Source organism: Bacteroides sp. 1001136B_160425_E2, from assembly GCF_015559655.1.
GTDB classification, from domain to species: Bacteria; Bacteroidota; Bacteroidia; order Bacteroidales; family Bacteroidaceae; genus Bacteroides; species Bacteroides luhongzhouii.
This window is the reverse complement of record NZ_JADMQH010000003.1, coordinates 45,838-67,907: the sequence shown is the minus strand read 5'-3', so window position 1 is coordinate 67,907 and position 22,070 is coordinate 45,838. Positions and strand designations below refer to the sequence as shown.

The 22,070-nt window shown below is 40.4% G+C and carries 10 protein-coding genes; 5 read left to right on the top strand and 5 right to left on the bottom strand.

Annotated features, from left to right (window positions below; all coding sequences use genetic code 11):
• The first annotated feature begins 9 nt into the window (after nt 1-9).
• Nucleotides 10-3,642: a hypothetical protein gene (locus tag I2I04_RS03755; RefSeq protein WP_195654338.1), complete on the top strand. Its 3,633-nt coding sequence runs from the start codon at nt 10-12 to the stop codon at nt 3,640-3,642.
• Between the two features lie 35 nt (nt 3,643-3,677).
• On the top strand, nt 3,678-6,926 hold the full coding sequence (locus I2I04_RS03750) for a glycoside hydrolase family 2 TIM barrel-domain containing protein (RefSeq protein WP_195654337.1): 3,249 nt from the start codon (nt 3,678-3,680) through the stop codon (nt 6,924-6,926).
• A 578-nt stretch (nt 6,927-7,504) separates the two neighbouring features.
• Here I2I04_RS03750 and I2I04_RS03745 read toward each other — a convergent pair.
• From I2I04_RS03745 to I2I04_RS03730, 4 genes are read right to left on the bottom strand one after another with little or no spacing between them, the layout of a single operon-like run.
• On the bottom strand, nt 7,505-9,139 hold the full coding sequence (locus I2I04_RS03745) for a glycoside hydrolase (protein ID WP_195654459.1): 1,635 nt from the start codon (nt 9,137-9,139) through the stop codon (nt 7,505-7,507).
• A gap of 7 nt (nt 9,140-9,146) precedes the next feature.
• Nucleotides 9,147-10,913 carry a hypothetical protein gene (locus tag I2I04_RS03740; protein WP_195654336.1) on the bottom strand — a complete coding sequence of 589 codons (1,767 nt, stop codon included), beginning with the start codon at nt 10,911-10,913 and terminating at the stop codon, nt 9,147-9,149.
• A 2-nt stretch (nt 10,914-10,915) separates the two neighbouring features.
• Nucleotides 10,916-12,526 (bottom strand): RagB/SusD family nutrient uptake outer membrane protein, encoded by a 1,611-nt coding sequence (locus I2I04_RS03735; protein ID WP_195654335.1) that lies wholly within the window; start codon nt 12,524-12,526, stop codon nt 10,916-10,918.
• Nucleotides 12,527-12,544: 18 nt separating this feature from the next.
• Entirely contained in the window at nt 12,545-15,613 is a 3,069-nt protein-coding gene (locus I2I04_RS03730) for a SusC/RagA family TonB-linked outer membrane protein (protein ID WP_195654334.1), read from the bottom strand.
• 413 nt (nt 15,614-16,026) lie between these two features.
• On the opposite strand from I2I04_RS03730, the gene I2I04_RS03725 reads away from it, so the two are divergent.
• Entirely contained in the window at nt 16,027-18,306 is a 2,280-nt protein-coding gene (locus I2I04_RS03725) for a GH92 family glycosyl hydrolase (RefSeq protein ID WP_143258805.1), read from the top strand.
• Entirely contained in the window at nt 18,303-19,220 is a 918-nt protein-coding gene (locus I2I04_RS03720) for a DUF4380 domain-containing protein (RefSeq protein WP_195654333.1), read from the top strand. Before I2I04_RS03725 ends, I2I04_RS03720 begins: the two co-directional genes overlap by 4 nt.
• Before the next feature lie 35 nt (nt 19,221-19,255).
• On the opposite strand, the gene I2I04_RS03715 is transcribed toward I2I04_RS03720, so the two are convergent.
• A complete protein-coding gene (locus I2I04_RS03715; RefSeq protein WP_195472899.1) occupies nt 19,256-19,834 on the bottom strand; it encodes a DUF4294 domain-containing protein in 579 nt (192 codons plus the stop codon).
• A 144-nt stretch (nt 19,835-19,978) separates the two neighbouring features.
• Here I2I04_RS03715 and I2I04_RS03710 point away from each other — a divergent pair, with 144 nt between their 5' ends.
• Nucleotides 19,979-22,027, top strand: coding sequence for a helix-hairpin-helix domain-containing protein (locus tag I2I04_RS03710; RefSeq protein WP_195654332.1), 2,049 nt, complete (start codon nt 19,979-19,981; stop codon nt 22,025-22,027).
• The last annotated feature ends 43 nt before the right edge of the window (nt 22,028-22,070 follow it).

The following is a 22,070-nucleotide window of genomic DNA, read 5'->3' as shown; positions in this document are numbered from 1 at the left end:
TATAATATTATGAAAAAGATACTTGTACTAATAGCTTTGTCTTTCATGACTGTCTCGACATTAACAGCACAAATGAAAGACCCCCAAAATTGGGTAGGCTACGAAGAAATAATGGGTGTAAAAAATGGACTAAGATTTTACGATTTCGATGTAAATCTGATAGAATCGTCTGCTCCTGCTAATGTTTTTTGGCCGGGAGATGATATCCGCCTCAAGTTTCAGTTGATTAACAACACATCACAATCAATAGATATAGATGCGAAAGTACACGTCTTTCGCTATGGAACGAAAGGAATCCCCAATGATATTTGGCTGCCTCAGATGATTAAGCTTGATTATGAGAAGGTGATTCCTGTTCACTTATCAATTTTGCCGAATGGCTATGTCAATACGTCTGTATCGGTAGACGATATAAAGGATTTTGGAGGATATGCCGTTGTGTTTGATCTTGGAAAGTACGGGCGTCGATTGGGTACAAGTTTTGCCTATAGCATGAAACCGTCATTAGTGAAAATGCAATATCCCAAACAATCTTTGGATTACTTGGGAGTGGATTTTTTGAATAGAGTGGGTGTTCAGTCCATTCGCTACGGTATTCCTTTCATATCACCTGATAATCCCGATTATCAAGGATTCAGACAAGAATTAAAGAAATTGATGAAGGATTTCATGGATAATAATATCACTGTTATGCTCATGTTTGGTGAGGGACGTATGGCACAGTCCATGCCTTTGGGTACTACCAGGCCGCATTTGGATGAGAATGGGAAATTTCTTCATACGAAACAGGATTTAGTATGGCTTCCCGAGTTGGATGAAGACTTTAAGAAATTCGTAAAAGAATTATGTCTTGATTTCGGCTGGCCCAAAGGACCGGTAACAGCTGTCTGTTTGTGGAATGAACCGTGGGAAGGAACTTCCATATCCGGTTGGCAGGCTGATATGATAAGATATAAAGAGATATATACGAAAATGGCTGAAGCGGTGATTGAAGCCCGGGAGAAAGACATAGATGTTCTTGTGGGAGGAGGTGACTCTAATTCGAATGCGTTGGATAAGTTTTTTGCTGATGGCACAATGGATATTTTACCTATCTTTGATTTCCTTTCCATTCACTATCAAGGTATGGAGGCACCGGTATTATATCCCGAGTGGAATAAGCGAAAGGATAACAAGGGACGTGTGAAAATATGGGATACTGAAAGTTGGGTAGGGAATACCGACGATCGTGTAGGACTTGTTATTGCGGCTAATCGTTCTGCCGGATACGACAGGTCGATGGGGATATTTGGCGGATATATGTATTCAGGAGACCCGAACCGGTCAGTGCGTAATATGGAAGTCCGTACTGAAAAAGGAAAAGAAACAATGCCTAAACTCCACAATACATGGTCTGCGGCAGCTGCTGTGGGAGCAGCACAAAGTATGATCGGAGAACGGGAGTTTAACAGGCTTCTTTTTAAAAATGGTTTGCCTTGGGTAATGATCTTTGACGGATACGAAAATAAGAAAGACGATGGGACGATTGTGATTGCCGGAGATTTGGGTGAAGCATTCGGTGCAGAGAATATCCTTTTCAGAAATGTGCGTAGCTTAAGCGAAGCGAGAAAAAAAGTCGATTTGCATCATCAATTAAAAACATTACCAGCGAATAGTGCTGAACGTAAAAAGATAGAAAACGAACTCAATACATACTATCCCATCACAGACGGGAAAATGATACTGAAAGCCAATCCCTCTTTCCAGCTTTATGATTTTTATGGAAATGCCATTGCTCCTAAAAATGGAATCTATGAAATTCCTCTTAATTATCAGGGATATTATATGCGTGTAAATGGTGAGAAGGGAGCTTTTGACAAACTTGTTTCGGCCATTAGTAAGGCGGACATTGTGGGGTATGAACCTGTCGAAATAATTGCGAAAGACTTTACAGCTCCCATTGCCAGCAAACCGGAAATGGAACTTCAACTGACCAATATCCTCAATCGTCCGGTGAAAGGTGTGTTATCTGTTTCTATCGGTAATCTGGATATATCTTATCCGCAGAATGTATCGTTTAAGCCCAATGAGACAAAAACTATCAGAGCGAAAGTGACAAACGGAACTGCCAGTGTAGACAATAACTATCCGCTTGAAGTTCATTTCGATGCAGGAAAAGATGGATTCGCCGTGCATTGGGAGAATATGCATGTCAATTACATTGCAAAGAAAACGATAAAGATAGATGGTAATCTGAATGACTGGCAAAACATGATTTCACAAACGATAGAAGGTTCTTCCAAGGCCAGCATTTCTCTGACGGAAGCTGCGTGGTATCCATATCAGAAGTTTGATAGTAATGCGGAAGGATTGGCGCATACCTACCTGGCTTACGATGACGATTATTTCTACTTTGCAGCAAAAGTTGCGGATAAAACTCCCAATAAAGGAACATTGAGATTTGAGACTCGCAATGATGATGATTATTTCTATCCTGACACAGCTTATATGCAGACCATATATGCCATGCATTCTACCATAGTAACGCAGCCTGCGGCAGAATCAGACCAAAAAGCACTGCAATTGCCTTCGGCAAAAGGCCGTATGATGAATTATATGGAAAATACATCTACTACTCTGTCGATGGGTATGGATATTCATTTGCCGAAAGATAAATATACCCGCACTTCTTTTTATTTCCCAAGTATAAATCAGAATGGCCTGTCTGTTACTGTTTATGACAAAGACAGTGGCAAAGAATTACTTTCTACCAAGATAGACAAACTATGGAATGGTACTTATCTGACATTGGATTTATGTGGTAATGTGCGCATACGTTGTTCATCTTATGGTTGGTGGTACACAACAAAATTATCAGGTATCTTTTTTGACTCATCGGACAATGTTGTTAATTCGGGTAATGCCGGCGCTTCAGCGAAACTTGTAAACCGTGATTTTGATACTGTCGGAAACTGGATGGGTAAATATGGGCAATTAGGATATTATCTTATCGGTTCAGATTCTTCTTTGCCTCAAGATGTTACTTGCCATGTTGTTTCTCAAGATGATTTGGTTCCTTTGGTATGGCCGGAGCAGGTACGTCGTTTCACTTACCGTAAAAGACCTACATTACCGGATGGCACCAATGGGATAGCAACAGATAATATACTGATTGCTTTCAATGTAATTCCAATCGGCGAAGATGGTATGGAAGCTGAAACGAAAGGTACTATGCCGCGTTACATCGGTTATAAATGTACAGATTATGAATACGCTTTGAATACTGTTGCTCCCGAATATGGCGGTGGCTTTGAAATATGGAGAATGCTTGTTCCGGGTATGCCGCGAAAACACTTCTATCCTCGCCAGCCCAAATCTTCCTTTGACGGAGCCGTAAAAGATGGAAAGCTGATTACTACACGTGAAGGTAATACATTGTATTATGAATGTGCTATTCCATGGTCCGAAATGCCGGATGTGAAAAAAGCCATTGATAAAGGCGATAAAATTAAATTCTCTGCCCGTATCAACGATGATGGCGCCGGGGCTGCTTGTATGGAAATAGCACGCGGCCGAAGCGTTTCGAAGAAAAACTCCAGAGCATTCCATCCGGACTGGAAGGAACATTGGGCGAATGAGGTTGAGTTTGGCGTAGAGAAATAAAGCGTGCTAGAATACTAATTATTGAAAATGGTAGAATGAAAATGAAGAAACAACTGATTATAATATTTCTATTATGTCTGTCTGTCAAGGGGATTTCACAAATACCTTTTGATGGTAGTGATAGTTATGCTACGCCACCCATAGGATTCGGGCAAAGTGAATTTGAAAACCCTTTAATTAACAGTATTAACAGGGAACCATACGGTGCAACATCTATTTCATTTCCTACTGAAACAGAAGCGTTGCAAGTGAAACGCTCTTCCTCCTCCCGGTATCAGTCATTGAATGGAACATGGAAGTTTAAGTTCATTACAGATTGGGACAATCTTCCGTCTGATTTTATGAAAGCGGAAACAAATGATGATTCCTGGGATAATATACCTGTTCCGTCTACCTGGGAAATGAAAGGGTATGGCGATCAGGTTTATTGCGGGCAAGGCTATGAATTTCGTCCTGTCAATCCTCCGTTTGTGCCGCGTAAAGACAATCATATAGCATTGTACCGGAAGACATTTGAAGTGCCTGCATCATGGGAGGGACAGAATGTATTGATTCATTTTGCCGGAGTCAGAGGGGCTTTCTATTTATATGTAAACGGGAAAAAAGTAGGTTATAATGAAGATGGAGGTACTCTGCCTGCAGTATTCGATATGACTCCTTTTCTGAAAAAAGGAAAGAACCAATTGGCTGTCCAGGTGTTGAGATGGAGTGATGGCTCGTATCTTGAAGATCAGGACCATTGGCGCTTTCATGGCATCACCCGGGATGTTTATATTGAATCACGCCCTGATGTTTTCATACAGGACTTTGCTGTAATTACAGATTTGGACAAGGATTATAAAGACGCAAAACTGCGTATACGGCCTGTCATATCCAGCAAGAAAACGGTAGATGTTTCCGACTGGATGCTTGAAGCCAGATTATACACCAAAGAGGGTACTCTAGCTCTTGGAGTGAATATGTCAATGCCGGTCAAGACGATTACGACCGAAAAGTATCAACAGAATTTTTCATTGGCAAAATATCTGGAAACGAATGTAAAGGCACCTTTGTTATGGTCATCCGAAACGCCTAACTTGTATATCATAGTCCTGACATTAAAGGATCATAAAGGCAACGTAGTGGAATCAAGAAGTTCCCGTATCGGTTTTCGCAAAGTTGAATTCAAGAATAAACATGAACTGTGCGTGAATGGAAAACGCGAGTACATCTATGGAGTAAACAGGCACGACCATGACGCATGGGAAGGAAAAACCGTTCCTTACGAAAGAATGGTACAGGATGTGACTTTAATGAAGCGATTCGGTTTTAATTCCGTAAGGACCTCTCATTATCCTGCAGATCCGGCATTTTATGATTTGTGCGACGAATATGGCATCTATGTCATGGACGAAGCGAATGTGGAAACCTGTGGGGCCGATGCTGAACTTTCAAATAATGAGTGTTGGCTTTTTGCTCAAATGGAACGTGTTGCCGGAATGGTAAAAAGAGATAAGAACCACCCGTCTATTATTTTCTGGTCATTGGGAAACGAATCGGGTGTCGGAGCAAACAATGCTGCACGGGCCTCATGGGTTAAAGATTACGATCCTACCCGCCTTGTACATTTCGAGGCCTATATGCACAATGGAGGTTCAAGACAATATGGTTATGGCATCGATTTTATGAAGACCAACCGTCCGGCAGTGAATCCTCCCGAACCTCCGGCTGTAGACGTTGTCAGTACCATGTATCCGTCTGTAGAAGGAATTATAAAGCTTGCTACTCAAGAAGGTGAAACACGTCCGGTATTGATGTGCGAATATGCTCACGCTAAGGGTAATGCATTGGGTAATCATCAGGAATACTGGAATGCAGTGAAAAAATACCCACGTCTGATAGGCGGTTATATCTGGGATTGGGTAGATCAGAGCGTGATTAGAAAAGACAGTGTTACAGGCAAAGAATATTTCTCTTCCCTCAACGGCACTAATGGACTTGTTTTTGCAGACCGGAAAATAAAGCCGGCTATCAATGAATGTAAGAAGATCTATCAGCATATCCGTTTTGATTATTCTAACGGAGAACTGACCATCAGAAACGAGTATAATTATCTGCCGCTTTCCGCATTTCGTTTTTCATGGAAATTGATGGCAGGCGGTGAACTGATAAAGAAAGGTGAATTAACCGATATTGAGGCTTTTCCGGGCACTTCTGCCCGAGTAAAAATAGATACCGGATATCCTGATTCCGGACAGAGAGGAGAAGTCATACTCGAAATTAATGCTTGCTTAAAGAAGGATGTAATATGGGCACCTAAAGGATTTGAAATCGCATGGGAGCAATTTACCTTGCAAGAAGGAAAAGTGAATCCTCCGGTGGAAGAAAACACAGGAAATGGCGGAAAGCTGACTGTACAGAAGAAAGCGAATGAAATAGGCATTTATAATGATCGTATAAATATTGTGTTCAACAAGAAGACGGGGCTCATTCAAAGCTGGATCGTGGGTGGAAAGGAATTCCTTGAGAAAGGTCCTCAAATCAATCTGTGGCGGGCTCCGACTCATAATGATGGTGGTTATCGTCCCAAAACGGAGAATGAAATCTCTCGTCAATGGGTAGAAGCCGGTCTGGATAGTTTGCAACATAAGTTGAAATCGTTTAAATTGACCGAAGAAAAGAATGGTACAGTCAGTGTAGCAACAACATTCGTTGCACAAAAACCGGGAAATAAGTCGTACGTGGAATATACCACCAAATATATTGTTGATCCTTCCGGAAAAGTACAGATAGATACTGATCTGAAGCCATTTGGCAATATAATCAGCTTCCCCCGTATAGGTTATACAATGACCGTAAAATCCGGCAACGATACTTTTTCATGGTATGGCTACGGACCGTATGATACATATAACGACAGACATTCAGGAGCTCGTTTGGGCCGATTCTCCGGAACTGTAGATGAACAGTTTACGCATCATGCATATCCTCAAGAGAATGGAAACAAATATCGTTGTTCATGGGTGTCATTGACCGACAATGAGGGAATTGGACTTGTCGCCGAAGGTATGCCATTTATTGAATCCAGTGCAATGCATTACTCCCTTGAAAACCTGTCTGAAGCAATAGATGAAAGCCAATTAAAACGTACGGACAACGTCACATGGAATATCGATTATAAAACATATCCGATTGGTAATAGGAGCTGCGGGCCTCCCCCACTCGAACAATATGTGCTTTTTGCGGAACCTGTGTCTTTTAGTTTTTCTATTTATCCGGTTCTTAATAAGAAGGTTTTCCAATAGGTTTTTAAGTTTATAAAAGATCGTCCGAAGCGCCTTGATCTTATGAATCACCTTTGCTACAATGTATCGTAGTAAAGGTGATTTCTTTCTTTAGGAACCCTTCAATCTTTTCATTAGAATGGGGTGTGGTATAGGTCATTTAGTATTGTGCTATTATAGTAATTGTGTCTTTGTCCCATATATTGTGGGAAAGTATTCCCTACTAATTGGGAAAATATTCCCTCATTTTCTAGGAATAAATTCCCATAATATAAGAGAATACTTTCCCACAATATATGGAACAATTGGAACTTGTTTATCTTTAACCAGAAGAAGGAAGAAGATAGTATCTTGACTATGAGAAATACCTTGAAATACTATGAGAACAAGGTGAATTTTAAGCTAAAATAGAGGGTATATTATGAGAAATACTTTTTAATATAGTATTTCTCATAAGCTATTTATTTGATTATTTGTTGTTTATCAGTCATCAATGAGAATATGAGAAATGAAAATGAAAAATCGTTGGCAGAGCGCTGAATTTTTAATTGATGTACTCATGACTGCACCGTTCTTGGCTTTTTAGGCACCGTATTGAATCACTTCTGAAATATTTCAGGGTATTTCCTGATAAAATAAACAGGTGTACAACTCCAAGCGTGGCAATAGCTGTTGATAGGATAAAAATCGTATGGAGAAATAAAGTCGTTTGTAGGATCGTATGCCTCCCAAAAAGTATCAGCTCCTTTGGCGATCATCCCTCCCCAATAATTGACTAAAGCCTCTTTTGCTTCGAGGTTCATCCCGCAATCTATCAGTGACTGAATATAATAATGATACATATAAGGAGTGCCGGGATAACAAACATCTTGCGTTGTAGTCAATGCTGATAAAGCCTTTTTGCCTTCGGCTTTACCGGCAACTCCGCTTAAGATCATCCATATTTGTGAAGCATAGGAAATCTGCTTGTCACCTGTTCCGACGAAAAGGCCGGTTTTCCGGTTGTATAAGTTTTTTCGGGCAGCCTTTATCATTTTGTTAGTTAATGCAGGCAAGTCGGCAACTTCTTTTTCTTTTCCGAGCAGTTGAGCCAATTTGTAGGATTCCTTTAGCGCAAATATAGATACTCCTTGTAAAGGAACCTCTTTATACAAATCCTCTTTCCAATCGAAAAACACCCACCAGTCTTTCTTTACTTTCTCAAAATCCATCAATCCATCCGCCTTGACATTGGTACGGACAATATCCAGCTGCTTTTTAGCCACAGGCCACAAGTCTTTGACAGTTTCCATATCGCCCGTTGCTTCCAGGTAGTCTTTTAATGTTACATTATACAGTAGCGCATATTCATAAAGAAACTGTTTGTCCTGAGCTCTCGGTACAGGATTTTCAATTACTGTAGCCAACAGATATCCGTTCAGATCGCTCAATCCGGCTAATAAATACAAACACCGCTTTGTAAGGTCGTGTTGCTTGTAAGAATAATTGTTGCCAAGGGCTTCCAGGTATAAATCGCCGATCCAAAGACGCTGATCTCTTTTCGGACCATCTTCGTAAACGGTTTGCATACATTCTTTCAGTGTATTGAGCCCGACACGATCTATTTTCCTTATCATGGGATCAACTGTCTGCGGAAGCTCTTCAGGTATATTTTTGGCAGAAGTTTGAGCCATACATTTCATATCATGTATGTTGAAATCATAATAAGGAGAACTGCCCAACAGCTCGATTTTTACGTAGCGGAAAGCCAGCCTGCGTGAAAGAGTGACTGTTTGCGGCACATACATTACAGAAACAACTTCGTCCTGAAGCCATGCCCTGCTTAAGCCTTCTTTATAAGAATCAAAAGGAACAGCCACTTCCGAAGGAACTTCCCCGAAAGTCAATTTAAACCTTAACGGACCGTCGGCTGCAAGCCCGGTGCTTCTGACGGAGAAACTAAAATATCCGGTCAGATGCTCTCCGAAATCAATCGTAATTTCTTTTTTCAGTCTGAAAGGCATAGAGTATAAAGAGTCGATAGGACTGACATCTACTGCTTTGTATTTCTGAAACGATTGTGCGTCGGGTACAATATCCACTACTTTCAGCGGCTTTTTCTCTGTGATGATAAGTTTCGGTTTATATTGTTCTGCTTTTTGTAGCCACTGCTTACGGTTGTTCCCATAATAGTCTTGTGCAAAACAAGCCAATGCGGTGAATGCCAGTGTCAGGCTGAATAAGATCGGTTTCATCATATTATTAATTCTCTTTGCTATCTATTACGTTCCAATTCCTGAAGTCATACACGCGTGATTCTTTTCCATGCGAAACATTCAGGAAACGTCCGTTCACAGCTTGTTCCATCCATGGGTTTGAATACAAAGGCCAATTTTCATAATCTACCTTTTCTCCGTTGACAAAACGTCCGTAATTATAGATAATTTTCAGTGTATCACCGCTAAGTGAGTGATAAATGGTCTGTCGATATTCCGGATTGGTAACGATGTATTCTAGTTTCGTTGTTTTCAGTATATCTTCTGCAAACAGGTCTAAAGCTGTTTTCGTTCCTGTGGGTTGATATTTATCCGGCAAACAGGTCTCTATGACTGCGGCAGTACCACGTTGGTCGCAGCGTAACATCTTATGTTTTACTCCACGAAATACCCGGTCTTCGTCCCAGGTGTATGGATGACAGAATTTTACGGCAAACAGAACACTTCCCCCGTCAAAGAATATCCAACCGGATTCGTCCTCTTTCATTTGTTTTATCGCGTCGATAGGCACTACTCCTGTCACATACGGATGAGGTTCTTCCGATTCTATTTTATACATGGCCAGCAACGTACCGTTATGCTGGAGCACTTGTTCGCGGCAAGTAGCTCCGAAAAGGCTTTCGGCTGATCTACCATAATGGCTGATGTGAGTCAGGAAGAAAGTACTTGCCGGCGCATCCGATTCCCACACCAGTTTCCACCGGCGCATCTGCGCGCTCCATCCCAAGCTGATTCCATCCCATTGACTAGCCAATCCATACGTTTTGTTGATATACGTATATTTCTTGAATCCCCATGGATAGTTGAGTTGTGCAAATGGAGTCATATCATGCGATTCTTTATGCACGTATGCCTTCTTTCTATCCGACGCTATATGCTGTATAATCTCTGGTACACGATAGGAAGAAACGGCTGCCAGTACAGAATAAAAACCTTCATTGTTCACAATCAATTCTCCGTTTTCATACTTTTGCTCTAATACCGGATTGGGACCACCACCAAAAAACAACCAGCCCAAAAGTGGATAAGGACTCATCATGTGGGGAGAACAAGCAAAATAATATTCCCGTAAAGAGGAAGAGATGAAATAACCATTCAACCATTCGGGTGCCATGTTAAGTAAATGCCATTCAAGCGTCATTTGCACCTGTTTCTTAAATTCAGCATCCTTGCTGTGGTCGTATAAAGAAAGAAGGCAAGTGATATAGAATGTGCCGTATGTAGGAGAATCAAACTCTTTGATACCATAACGTACTGTCTTATCCATTACATCCATCAGTACTGAACGGCAATGTGTCATTACCGTATCGGCTTTCCCCCAGTCGGGGAAAGCCAGTGCGGTAAGATATCCAGCTGTTTTAAACATTAGTCTATGATTTTCAGTACTTCCATCTGCCAGGTAATCCTCGCTCGTCATGCGTTTCCGTACCTTTTCTTTCAGTTCTTTCGGGTACACAGACTGAAAGCGTAGGTACGCATCGATATTCTGATGACAATCGAACATATCGAAGGGTGCATCTTCCTGCATCCGGTTCAGCATATCCAGGGCATACTTGACGTCTTTCTTTGTTTCCAGACGAGCCAGAACGAATCCCATTGCTGTCTTGATATCATTATCTCCCCAATATTGGTCATTCGGCCGAGCTTTGGAGTAATAATCAAGGAGATACTTTTTCCGCTCGTCAAAAGAAGACGCAGAGGTGAGAGAGAGAAACAGAAAAGCAAATGCCAGTAAAATCAACAGCTTTTTCATACTTAATATCCTTTACTTTGTTTCATTAATGGATTCGTTCTTAATTCACTTTCAGGGATCGGAAGATAATAGTCTTGTGGATCGTAATGTACAGTTCCTGCCTTTGTTGAAGGATATTTGGCCAATTCCTGTTCCAGTATTCCCCAACGGCAGATATCATACCAACGGGTATTCTCAAAGAATAATTCTTTGTAGCGTTCTTCCTGAAGGATTTCCATGGTGACAGTTGAAAAATCTTCTCCTTTTGTACCGGGTACGTCATAGTTGCTTTCGCCCCATGCGCGGCGGCGGACTTTGTTCACATACTCGGTAGCCACATCTACAGAGTTCAACTTGAGCATTACTTCGGCATACATCAGATAAATATCTGCCAAGCGGATGATATCTACATTCTTGGTCGAGAATACAGGTGAAGACACGTTATAGAAGTCGGTATACTTGCGTGCGTAATATCTGTAATCGGGCACATTCGTATCTGCCTTTATAAATGTAATGCCGGTAGTGGTTGTACTCCAAGCCTGCCATGTATAATCGTATAATGTAGCTTCATACAGACGCGGATCGTCGCCGAATCGTGCAGCAGTACGTTGATCGACAAAGAAGTTGTTCCACGCACCTGGAGCTCCTCCGAAGATACGAACCAGGTGATGTTGAGGGGCATCATCATAGGCACTTCCTGATGAGAGATAATATTGCAGGGAGAAGATACATTCAGGATTATTGTCCGTATGCTGGATGTAATCTGTAAAGTTGACCGGTTTGTCCAATTTAAAGCGGCTATCACCTATAACTTTCTCAAACTCTGTTTTGGCATTGGCAAAGTCACTCATGTATAGATACACTTTTCCAAGTAATGCGTGTACGGCGGGTTTTTGAGCCCATCCTTGGTCTTTTGTATAATCAGTGTCTGTATAGCCGGGTCCGGGTACTGCCATATTGACCGGAATCTGGTTGTCTCCAATGCAGGTTTCGGCTCTTTTCAGATCTTTGATTATTAATTGATAACATTCTTCAATAGTTGATCTGGCTGTAATAGCATTGCTAGCATCTGCAATACCTTCCATCAGAATAATTCCTTTCGCATCCTTATTGTTTGGATAAGTTCCCCCGAAAGAAGGTCCCTGTTCTCCGAATAGGCGTAATAGATCGAAATGTATAAATGCTCTTAAGAATAGACTTTCACCCTGAAAGTTCATTACCATTGTCTTTTTCTCTTCATCCAGCGCTTCCAGGTCTACGTGGTCTATCAAGTCCAGCATGAGATTGGTAGAAGCCAAAGCTTTGTAATATTTAATGTAGGCCTCTTCTACATTCTTGTTGCTGGAAGTAAGCCCATTGATAGCCCATTGATTCCGTTGTTCTTCACCCAGCCAATCGATATCCATTTCATGCGACATGGTTGCCATATATTCGGTTTGTCTTCCATAAAGATGGATAGAACCGAGTGACCTGTAAGCACTTCCTAAAAACTCGCCTAACTTGGCAGGGTTTTTTTGTATAATTTCTCCAATATTATCGTCCGATACAGACGTTGTTAGAGGGTGATCCAGAAAATCGCTGCATGCTGATGTCAGAAGCAGACATCCTGCTATGAACATATATTTAATTTTCATATTTATATTTTTATCTGATTAAAAACCAACATTAAGACCAAATGAAATAGAACGGGATTGCGGATATTGTGTTAAATTATACACTCCCTGTTCGGCATTGTTATTGCCTATAAATTCAGGATCAAATCCTTTGAATTTAGTAAATGTCAGTGCATTTTCTACTCCTACATAAATTTTCAGTTTTGATAATTTCATTTTAGATACTACTGATTTATTGAAATTATATCCTAGCTGAATGTTTTTTAATCTCAAGTATGAACCATCTTCAACCATGTATGAGTTGGGCAATTGATAGTTGTGGGTAGCATTTCCCAGACGAGGTTGGCTGGTATGAGGATTGTTGGGTGTCCATGCATTCCACACATCTGGAGTTGAGTTCCAGTCAGCGTTCATATTTTCAAGGCATTGTTTGGTATTATTGTATATATCTCTGTCTGCTACTCCCTGCCAGTTCATGTTGAATTCAAAACCTTTATATTCCAGGTTCACATTGAATCCGTATACGTATGTTGGCCAAGGGTTACCTATTGAAGTCATATCTTCATCATTGATACGTCCATCTCCGTTCAAATCTTTAAATTTAATATCTCCCGGGCCTATATTTCCTGCATCGTATGCTACGCCCCATTTTTCCATTGATATCGCATTCAAAGCATCTATTTCCGCCTGTGTTTGATACAGTCCGTCTGCTACGTATCCCCAAAATGCTGCTACTGGTCCGTCTACGAATGTACGGTTGAAACTTCCTCCGGACAAATAGCTGGCATTGCCCGTGTTTAGCACCTTATTCTTGTTGTATGAAATATTTCCACTTACGAGGTAGTTGAAATGATTGATTGAACCTCTGTATGACAAAGCCAATTCAATACCTTTGTTGCTGATTTCTCCTTTGTTTAATTTGTAAGTACTACTACCAACACCAATATGTGAAGGCATTTTTTGTTCAATCAATGCATCGCGTGTTTCCTTATTGTATAAGTCGATAGTAGCAGTGAAAGCATTATTCCATGCACCAAGGTCTATTCCTATATTAGTTATTCTTGTTTTTTCCCACGTTACGTCTTTATTTGGAGTTTTTTGGGCCAGCCAAGTACCGTTGGTTTGCAATTTATATTCTTGTCTCCACCAGTTTTTGTCGATACTGTTGTTTCCTATTTCTCCGATACCAAACCTTAGTTTCAGGTCATTAATCTTTTCCATTTTAAAGAATTTTTCATTGGCTATGTTCCAACCGATAGAGACGGATGGGAAGAAGGCACTTCTTTTGCCTGGAGCAAAGATGTCACTGGCATCATTTCTGAAGTTTGCTGTCAGCAAATAGCGATTGTCATAAGCATAAGTAACACGTCCGAATATGGAGTAACTACTTCCTGTTGCCCAAGCGTTGGTGCCGTCTCTATATTTGGGATCGGCAAGAGCGGTACTTCTTAAATCTTGAGCCGGTATGCCCCATTCTGCATATCCTGATGCGTCATCATTGCGTGATTCTCTTACTTCGAAACCGACCATTGCTCCAAGGTCGTGTTTACCAATCAATTTATTATAGTTTACGTATGTATTCAACAAATAGGAAGTACTTTGATTATGAGAGTAGTCCAATTGGTGTCCCTGGATATTTTTTCCTTCCACAAAGTCGATAGAGTTGGTTGAGATACCTCCAAATGTACTATATAAGAATTTAGAAGTTGCATGATTATTGAGTGTTCCTGTCAGGTTGGTAGTCCATACCAACCCTTTTATCGGGGTGATGACTACTTGTAAATTTCCCCATGCAACATTCCACTTTTCCCAATGATCTTTCAGGTCTGCGCTTTCCAGCGGATTTCCTCCTTGCCAGTCGATTGTTCCTGCAAATTCATCAGTGAAGTATCCGTATCCTGTACCCATTGGGTTGGTGTCATCATATACATTCATGGCTGGATTAGCGCGTAGAATGTATTCCCAGTTTAATGCATTGTGTTTTCTTTTCGAGTGACTGAAATTTACCGTCTGACTGAACTTCAACCATTTTAATGGAGTTTGTTCGAACCGGGCTTTAATGGCCCACTTCTTGTAGTTTGTATCTACATAAGTACCTTCGTCATTCTCGTACATCGCAGAAAGGAAATAAGATGATCTATCGGAAGCTCCGGAAATGTCAATGCTGTGAGAATGTTCTATTCCGGTACCAAACATCACGTCTATCCAGTCAGTATTAGGTAACTGGGATACTTCGTTTGGAGTCAGGAAATAGAACGATTTAATGTCATTAGTTGTAGGTTCGCCTTTATCCGGATTGTTAGACATCCATCTGGCCTTGTACATGTCGATGTAACCTTGGGTTCCCAGCATTTCAGGAAGTCCGAGGGCGTGGTTCACTTTTACGTAACCATTGTAGTTCACCGCTATTTTTCCTTTAGCACCTTTCTTGGTTGTCACCAACACGACTCCATTGGCTGCCTCAATTCCATAGATGGCTGCAGATGCGGCATCTTTCAATAACTGGATGGATTCCACTTCGTTAAAGTTGTCCAGCGGCATTCCGGGAACTCCATCGATAATCCAGAGCGGAGCGGCATTGTTCAGTGTTCCCACACCGCGCATATATACGGAGGAACCTTCACCGGGTAATCCGCTTTTCCTTGATACATAAACGGGAGCTTTCCCTTGTAGAGCTTGAGAGGCGTCATTGGTGGCCATTGTATGTAAGTCGCGCGTGCCCAATGATGTAATAGAACCGGATACATTCGCTTTCTTCTGTACACCATAACCCACAACAATGACTTCTTCCAGTTGCTTAGAGTCTTCAATTAATACGACTTTCAGATTCTTGCTTTGGTTATTTACCGCGATTGTCTGTGTAGTGTATCCTACATAGCTGAAAGTCAGGTTCCCGGTCGCATTTCTCAGCGTAATTGAGAATTTACCATTTATATCGGTTATTACCCCATTTGTAGTTCCCGCCTCGGTTACTGTAACACCTATCAGAGGCTCATTCTGATCTGAAATAACAGTTCCGTTGACGACTGTTGTACCTTGTGCGTTCATATATTGTATTCCCGTCAGGAATATCAATATCAGAAGCTTAATTTTTAAGTACTTTTTCATTGTTTTAAATTTTAAAGTTATACAAAAAATGAATTTTGCTGTAAAATTATTGCTTTTAGGTCAATGTAGCCGAATGAAAAAAGCAATAAAGTGAAAACAAAACATGAACAAAATACAAACAAAAGCGCTTTCATCGGGAGTTTGGCTGATGGTCGCTGTTTTGTTTATCTCTCGATTAGGATAAATGTTTTGTGTCCTGGGGTAATTGTATCAGGAGTTTGTTTTTTCTTTGTAGTTGTTATGAATTAAATAGGAATGAACTTAGGGTTAATTTTCTGTATATGTGGTTGTTATATTGTTTTGTTCATGTTTTGTTTGTGTTTTGATTTTCCTTTTTCTCTTTTTTCTTAGCTTTTTGTGGGTGTATGTATGAGGAATTCCGGGTAAATTTGCTTCGTAAATATTTGAGAAAGATGAAAAAAATAATATGGACCATCATGGCGTTATGTACCCTATCCGGGTGCAAGTACGAAAATAGCACAATTAGTGCGGATAGTTTGTTAGACTTTGTCGATCCGCTGATAGGAACGGGCGGACATGGACATACATTTCCGGGAGCAGCATACCCTTTCGGAATGGTGCAATTAAGTCCCGACACAGGACTTGAAGGATGGGACTGGTGTGCCGGTTATCATTATTCCGATAGTTCAATCATTGGTTTTTCTCATACGCACCTTTCAGGTACAGGCCGTTCCGACCTGATGGACGTAATGTTGATGCCTACAACGGGAAATTTGAAATTAAGTCCGGGATCGAAAAGTAAACCGGATGAAGGGTATCGCTCCCGTTTTTCACATGACGAGGAGTCTGCATCTCCGGGATATTATAAGGTAAGGTTGAAAGATTATGATATTATGGCTGAATTGACAGTATCTCCTCGTTGCGGTTTTCATCGTTATACATTTCCTGATAGTAAATCTTCTCATATTATATTGGATTTATCGCATCATTTTGCAACTGACTCTGTCCTTTTTACCTCTATAAATAAGATAGACAGTTGTACGATAATAGGTGAGAGAACAACAAAAGGTTGGGGTGAGCCCGGGGAAAAATACTGGAGTGAACAACAACTGTTTTTTGCTTTAAAAGTATCCAAGACATTTGACCTGTCCATTGCTGCAGATGAGCAATTTATCAAGGAAAAGCAAGCTTCCGGTAAAAATATAAAAGCTATTCTTAATTTTGAAACCTCGCCCAATGAGATGGTGTTAGTAAAAGTAGGAATTTCTGCTGTGAGTGCGGAAAATGCACTCCAAAATCTTTCGGAAGAAATACCGCATTGGGATTTTAACAAAACGCTTAGTGAGACACAGGCAGTTTGGGAAAAGGAATTATCAAAGATTAAAGTAGGAGCCCCTGATAAGAATAAAACAATTTTTTACACAGCTTTGTACCATTCTTTATTGGCTCCTTATTTATATAATGATGTGAATAAAGAGTACTTGGGATTTGATAAACAAACACACATGGCCGAAGGGTTTAATAATTATACGGTGTTGTCGCTGTGGGATACATTTCGTGCTGAAAATCCATTATTAACACTGATTGCCCCGGATAAGGTGAATGATCTGATACAATCCATGCTTGCGCAATATGAACAGTATGGGCTACTGCCAGTGTGGCCATTGTGGTCAAGTGAGACAAATTGTATGATTGGTTATCATGCTGTCCCCGTCATTGTAGACGCTTACTTCAAAGGAATAAGAAATTATGATGTGGAAAAGGCATATCAAGCTATGAAGATGTCAGCCATGCAGGACAACTTTGGCGTGAAAGAGTTGAAACAATACGGTTATATTCCTTACGATATTTACAATAAATCTGTTTCTACCGCTTTGGAATATTGTTATGACGATTGGTGCATAGCTCAAATGGCGAAAGACTTAGGTAAGATAGACGATTATAACTATTTTATGAGACGGTCTTCCGGTTATAAAACATACTTTGACAAAGAATATAAGCTAATGAACGGTTTTTCCAGCAAAGGTAGCTTTCGTCGTCCGTTTGATCCTTTCTTCTCATCTTATGGAGAATGTGATTGGGTAGAAGGGAATTCATGGCAATATTCTTTCTTTGTTCCTCATGATGTACAAGGATTGATAAATCTGTATGGAGGCAGCGGAGAATTTGCCAATGCTCTTGATACTTTGTTTTCCATGCCTATGGGTGTGTCAGGTCATGATGTTCCGATAGATATAACCGGACTTATCGGTCAGTATGCGCATGGTAATGAACCTAGCCATCATGTAGCTTATCTTTATAATTATGCGGGGCAACCTCATAAGGCTCAACAGCGATTGCATGAAATCATGTCTACTTTATATACCGATCAGCCGGATGGATTGTGTGGTAATGAAGATTGCGGACAGATGTCGGCTTGGTATGTTTTCAGCGCGATGGGATTTTATCCTGTGAATCCGGCAGAAGGAATATATATATTGGGAAAACCGATGGTAGAAAAGGCTGAAATTTCTATTGGAGACAAGCTTTTTAAAGTAAAAACAGTAGGCTGGAGCGATGAGAACATATATGTGCAATCAGTGAAACTGAATGGTAGAGCTTATAATAAACTTTTTATTACGCATGCCGATATACTGAATGGAGGAACCTTGGAGTTTACGATGAGTTCGGTTCCGGGTAACTTTAAACATGCTATATTACCCCCGTCTATATCCGAAACTTTGAACGAATGATGAGAACCCCGAAGATTCTATTATATCTCTTTATATCTTGCTTGTGTTTTGGTTGCAAATCTTCTTTGCAAAGAGAAAGCCGGATAGAAAAACAAGATGACGTGTATGTTTTGTCTTTCGCTAATCTTTCTTTCAGTGTATCGGCAGGAAAGGGTGGTAGGATTGTTTCTTTTAAATGTGAAGATAAGGAGTTGTTGGCTTCTGATTCTGTACATAGCAAGTATTACGGAGCAACGTTTTGGCTGTCTCCCCAGTCGGAATATTGGCCTCAATATCAGTGTGTTGATGAGTTGCCTTATCAAGCAGAGGAGGATAAAAGAACTCTTCGGTTGGTAAGTTCGCCGGATTCGATAAGCGGTGTGTCTGTCACCAAGGAGTTTTCTATATCAGAAAGAGATTCATCCATCTTGATTAATTATTCTGTTCGGAATGTATCTCGTCAGCTAAAGAGACTGGCTCCTTGGGATGTGACGAGAGTGTATGGAGGTTTGAGTTTTTTTCCTGTAGGAGAAACGAATCAGATGAATAAATCTGATGTAACAGGAGGCTATGAAGATAAAGGTATGGTGTGGGTTCCGTGTCCGGATGGTACTAATGAACGCGGTCAGAAGTTATTCTCGACTGCTAAGGGAGGTTGGATGGCACATTATTATAGGGGACTTTTGTTTATTAAATGTTTCCCGGACATTAGGCCGGATGAAGCTCCTCCCGGGCAAGGCGAAGTAGAAATTTTTGTAGCACCGAAGGGGCGCTATCTGGAACTCGAGAATCATGGAAAATATGTAGAGTTGCAACCTGGAGAGTCCTTAATATATCGACAAAAATGGTTCTTGAAAGATGTATCCGATAAAAAACAAGCTGATTGGATTGACAATCTGAAAAGACAGATGAATGAGCAAAAGGTGCATTGGTAAAATTTGTCCTTTCCTGTATTTACAAGGGGGGGGAGTCAGATCTGTCCGTTCTCCACCATCAACACCACACGTTCTGTTAGTTTATCCTCACCTTGCGGATCATATTCTTTTTTTAAACTGGCTCCGAACAATGCAGCAAAAGTCTGATAGAACCCTGCTTTGAAAGGTCCCATAAATGCTTTCACCAGTTCATAACTAGTCTGGTTGCTCTGGCGGTCCACTAACTTTATCAATAACTTTCCTTGTGTAAAAGAGAGCTTTTTCATTCGGGCGGTATATTGATCTTTCAAGCCTTTTTCAACCCGTTTGATATGTTTTTGGCGGGCTTTTTCATTGGGTAATGTCTGAAGATATTCGTAGGTTTCGATGATAGCCTGGTTAATTTCCCTGGAGATAGGATATACCTTTTTCACGTTGCGAACCAGTCGATAATATTCCTGGCGTTCCTTTTCATTTTTGAATTTAAGAGGTTTGAAGATGTACACAGTCGGTAACTGGATAGATGGGATTGTATCTCCGTTGTAGATGCACATCGGAACCAAATATCCATTGATGCTTTGTTTATCTTGAGCTTGCAGGCGCAACGAACAACAAACAATAGCAAACAGCGTCATTACTACTATGTTAAGCCTTCTTTTCACGATACAAAAATAGAATTAAAATTTTATTATTCAGACATTTCTCTTCGATGTTAACCTATTTAAAGTATCTTTGCGGCCTTATCTGTTAAAAAGCAGGAAGAATAAACCATTTTATTGATGAAAACTATTCAACTTTTACGGTTGATAAGTATTATAAACAGCCTGTTAATAATTCCTGCTTGTAGTGCTCAAAACCCTTCTGAAAGTCTTTTAGAAGATATTCTTGAAGATTTATCTGTTAATAACGAAACTGATAACTCTGTTAATACTCCTAATTGGGAAAATGAATTGGAAGAACTTTCCAATCGTTTGCAAGAACCGGTTAATTTGAATGTTGCTACCCGTGAACAACTCGAACAGTTTCCTTTCCTTAGTGATATTCAGATTGAACATCTGCTGGCTTACATCTATATACACGGACAGATGAAAACCATCTATGAACTTCAACTGGTAGAAGAGATGGATAAGCAAACAATCCAGTATTTACTACCTTTCGTCTGTATAAAAGCTATTAACAATGAACCTGTTTTTCGGTGGAAAACTATGTTGAAAAGCGCAGCGAAGTATGGAAAAAATGAACTGCTAACTCGCTTTGATATACCATTTTATAAGCGAAAAGGTTATGAACATACCTATTTAGGACCTTCTGTTTATAACTCTGTGAAATACAGTTTCCGGTATAGTGACCGACTCTATGCAGGAGTCGTTGCTGAAAAAGATGCCGGAGAACCTTTTGGAGCTTTACACAATCGCTACGGCTACGACTATCATTCCTTTTATCTGTTATTAAAAGATTGTGGGCGGTTAGAAGCATTAGCTGTTGGTAACTATCGGCTTAGTTTCGGGCAAGGATTAGTGATTAATACTGATTATCTAATGGGAAAAACAATCTATGCCTCTTCTTTCAACAATCGTAATAGCGGGATAAAGAAACACTCTTCCAGCGACGAATACAATTATTTTCGGGGAGTGGCCGCCACTGTTGCCTTATCTAAAGATTGGGATATTTCTGGTTTCTATTCACACCGTTCATTAGATGGAGTAATTGCTGATGGGGCAATCACCTCTATCTATAAGACCGGACTGCACAGGAGTCAAAAAGAAGCAGATAAAAAGAATCTGTTCACCATGCAATTAACAGGTGGGCATGTGAATTATCAACACAACCGTATCCGACTGGGTATCACCGGTATTTACTACCTTTTCAACCGACTATACGAACCGGAATTAACAGGCTATTCCAAATACAATCTTCATGGAAACAACTTCTATAATCTGGGAATAGATTATGCTTACCGCTGGCGTCGTTTTTCTTTTCAGGGAGAAACAGCAATCGGAAAACAAGGTTGGGCATCTTTGAACCGTTTGCAATATTCACCGGTTCAAAACACTCAAATCATGTTGATACACCGGTTTTATTCTTATAACTATTGGGGCATGTTTGCCCATTCTTTCGGTGAAGGAAGTACGACACAAAATGAACAGGGATATTATATCGGCATGGAAATTTCTCCTTTTGCCTATTGGAAGTTTTTCGCTTCATTCGATTTATTTTCCTTCCCTTGGAAAAAATACAGAGTGAATAAACCCTCTCGTGGAACAGACGGACTGCTTCAAGCCACTTTCACTCCACGCAGCCATCTATCCATGTATCTGAAGTACCGCTATAAACGCAAAGAACGGGATTGGACAGGTAGTAAAGGAACACTAACACTTCCTATTTTTCACCACCAACTCCGCTATCGTTTGAACTATTCTGTAGGAGATGTGTTAAGCAGTCGTACAACTTTAGATTATAATCATTTTCATTCTCAGGACAGAGCTGCTAATAAAGGATATCAGGTTACACAAATGATATCCTCCCAACTGCCTTGGGCCAGGCTGTTTGCTGACGTTCAGGGCAGTTACTTTTTTACAGACGATTATGATTCGCGCGTATATGTCTCGGAAAGCGGATTGCTCTATACGTTTTACACTCCGTCTTTCCAAGGTCGTGGATTTCGCTGTTCTGTTCGTTTCAGATATGAACTGAATAAACATTTTCTGTTGATAACTAAGTTTGGCGAAACAGTCTATTTAGACCGGAATGAGATCGGTTCGGGCAATGATTTGATCTGTGGAAATAAAAAAGCAGATGTACAAATGCAACTGCGTATTAAGTTTTAATGTATATTTGTCTGCCAAAAATAACAGAAGAATACGATATTAA

Bases quoted from the DNA above. Each gene is read 5' to 3' on its own strand.
- I2I04_RS03755 (WP_195654338.1), top strand. From the start codon at position 10: ATGAAAAAGATACTTGTACTAATAGCTTTGTCTTTCATGACTGTCTCG.
- I2I04_RS03750 (WP_195654337.1), top strand. From the start codon at position 3,678: ATGAAAATGAAGAAACAACTGATTATAATATTTCTATTATGTCTGTCT.
- I2I04_RS03745 (WP_195654459.1), bottom strand. From the start codon at position 9,139: ATGAAACCGATCTTATTCAGCCTGACACTGGCATTCACCGCATTGGCT.
- I2I04_RS03740 (WP_195654336.1), bottom strand. From the start codon at position 10,913: ATGAAAAAGCTGTTGATTTTACTGGCATTTGCTTTTCTGTTTCTCTCT.
- I2I04_RS03735 (WP_195654335.1), bottom strand. From the start codon at position 12,526: ATGAAAATTAAATATATGTTCATAGCAGGATGTCTGCTTCTGACATCA.
- I2I04_RS03730 (WP_195654334.1), bottom strand. From the start codon at position 15,613: ATGAAAAAGTACTTAAAAATTAAGCTTCTGATATTGATATTCCTGACG.
- I2I04_RS03725 (WP_143258805.1), top strand. From the start codon at position 16,027: ATGAAAAAAATAATATGGACCATCATGGCGTTATGTACCCTATCCGGG.
- I2I04_RS03720 (WP_195654333.1), top strand. From the start codon at position 18,303: ATGATGAGAACCCCGAAGATTCTATTATATCTCTTTATATCTTGCTTG.
- I2I04_RS03715 (WP_195472899.1), bottom strand. From the start codon at position 19,834: ATGACGCTGTTTGCTATTGTTTGTTGTTCGTTGCGCCTGCAAGCTCAA.
- I2I04_RS03710 (WP_195654332.1), top strand. From the start codon at position 19,979: ATGAAAACTATTCAACTTTTACGGTTGATAAGTATTATAAACAGCCTG.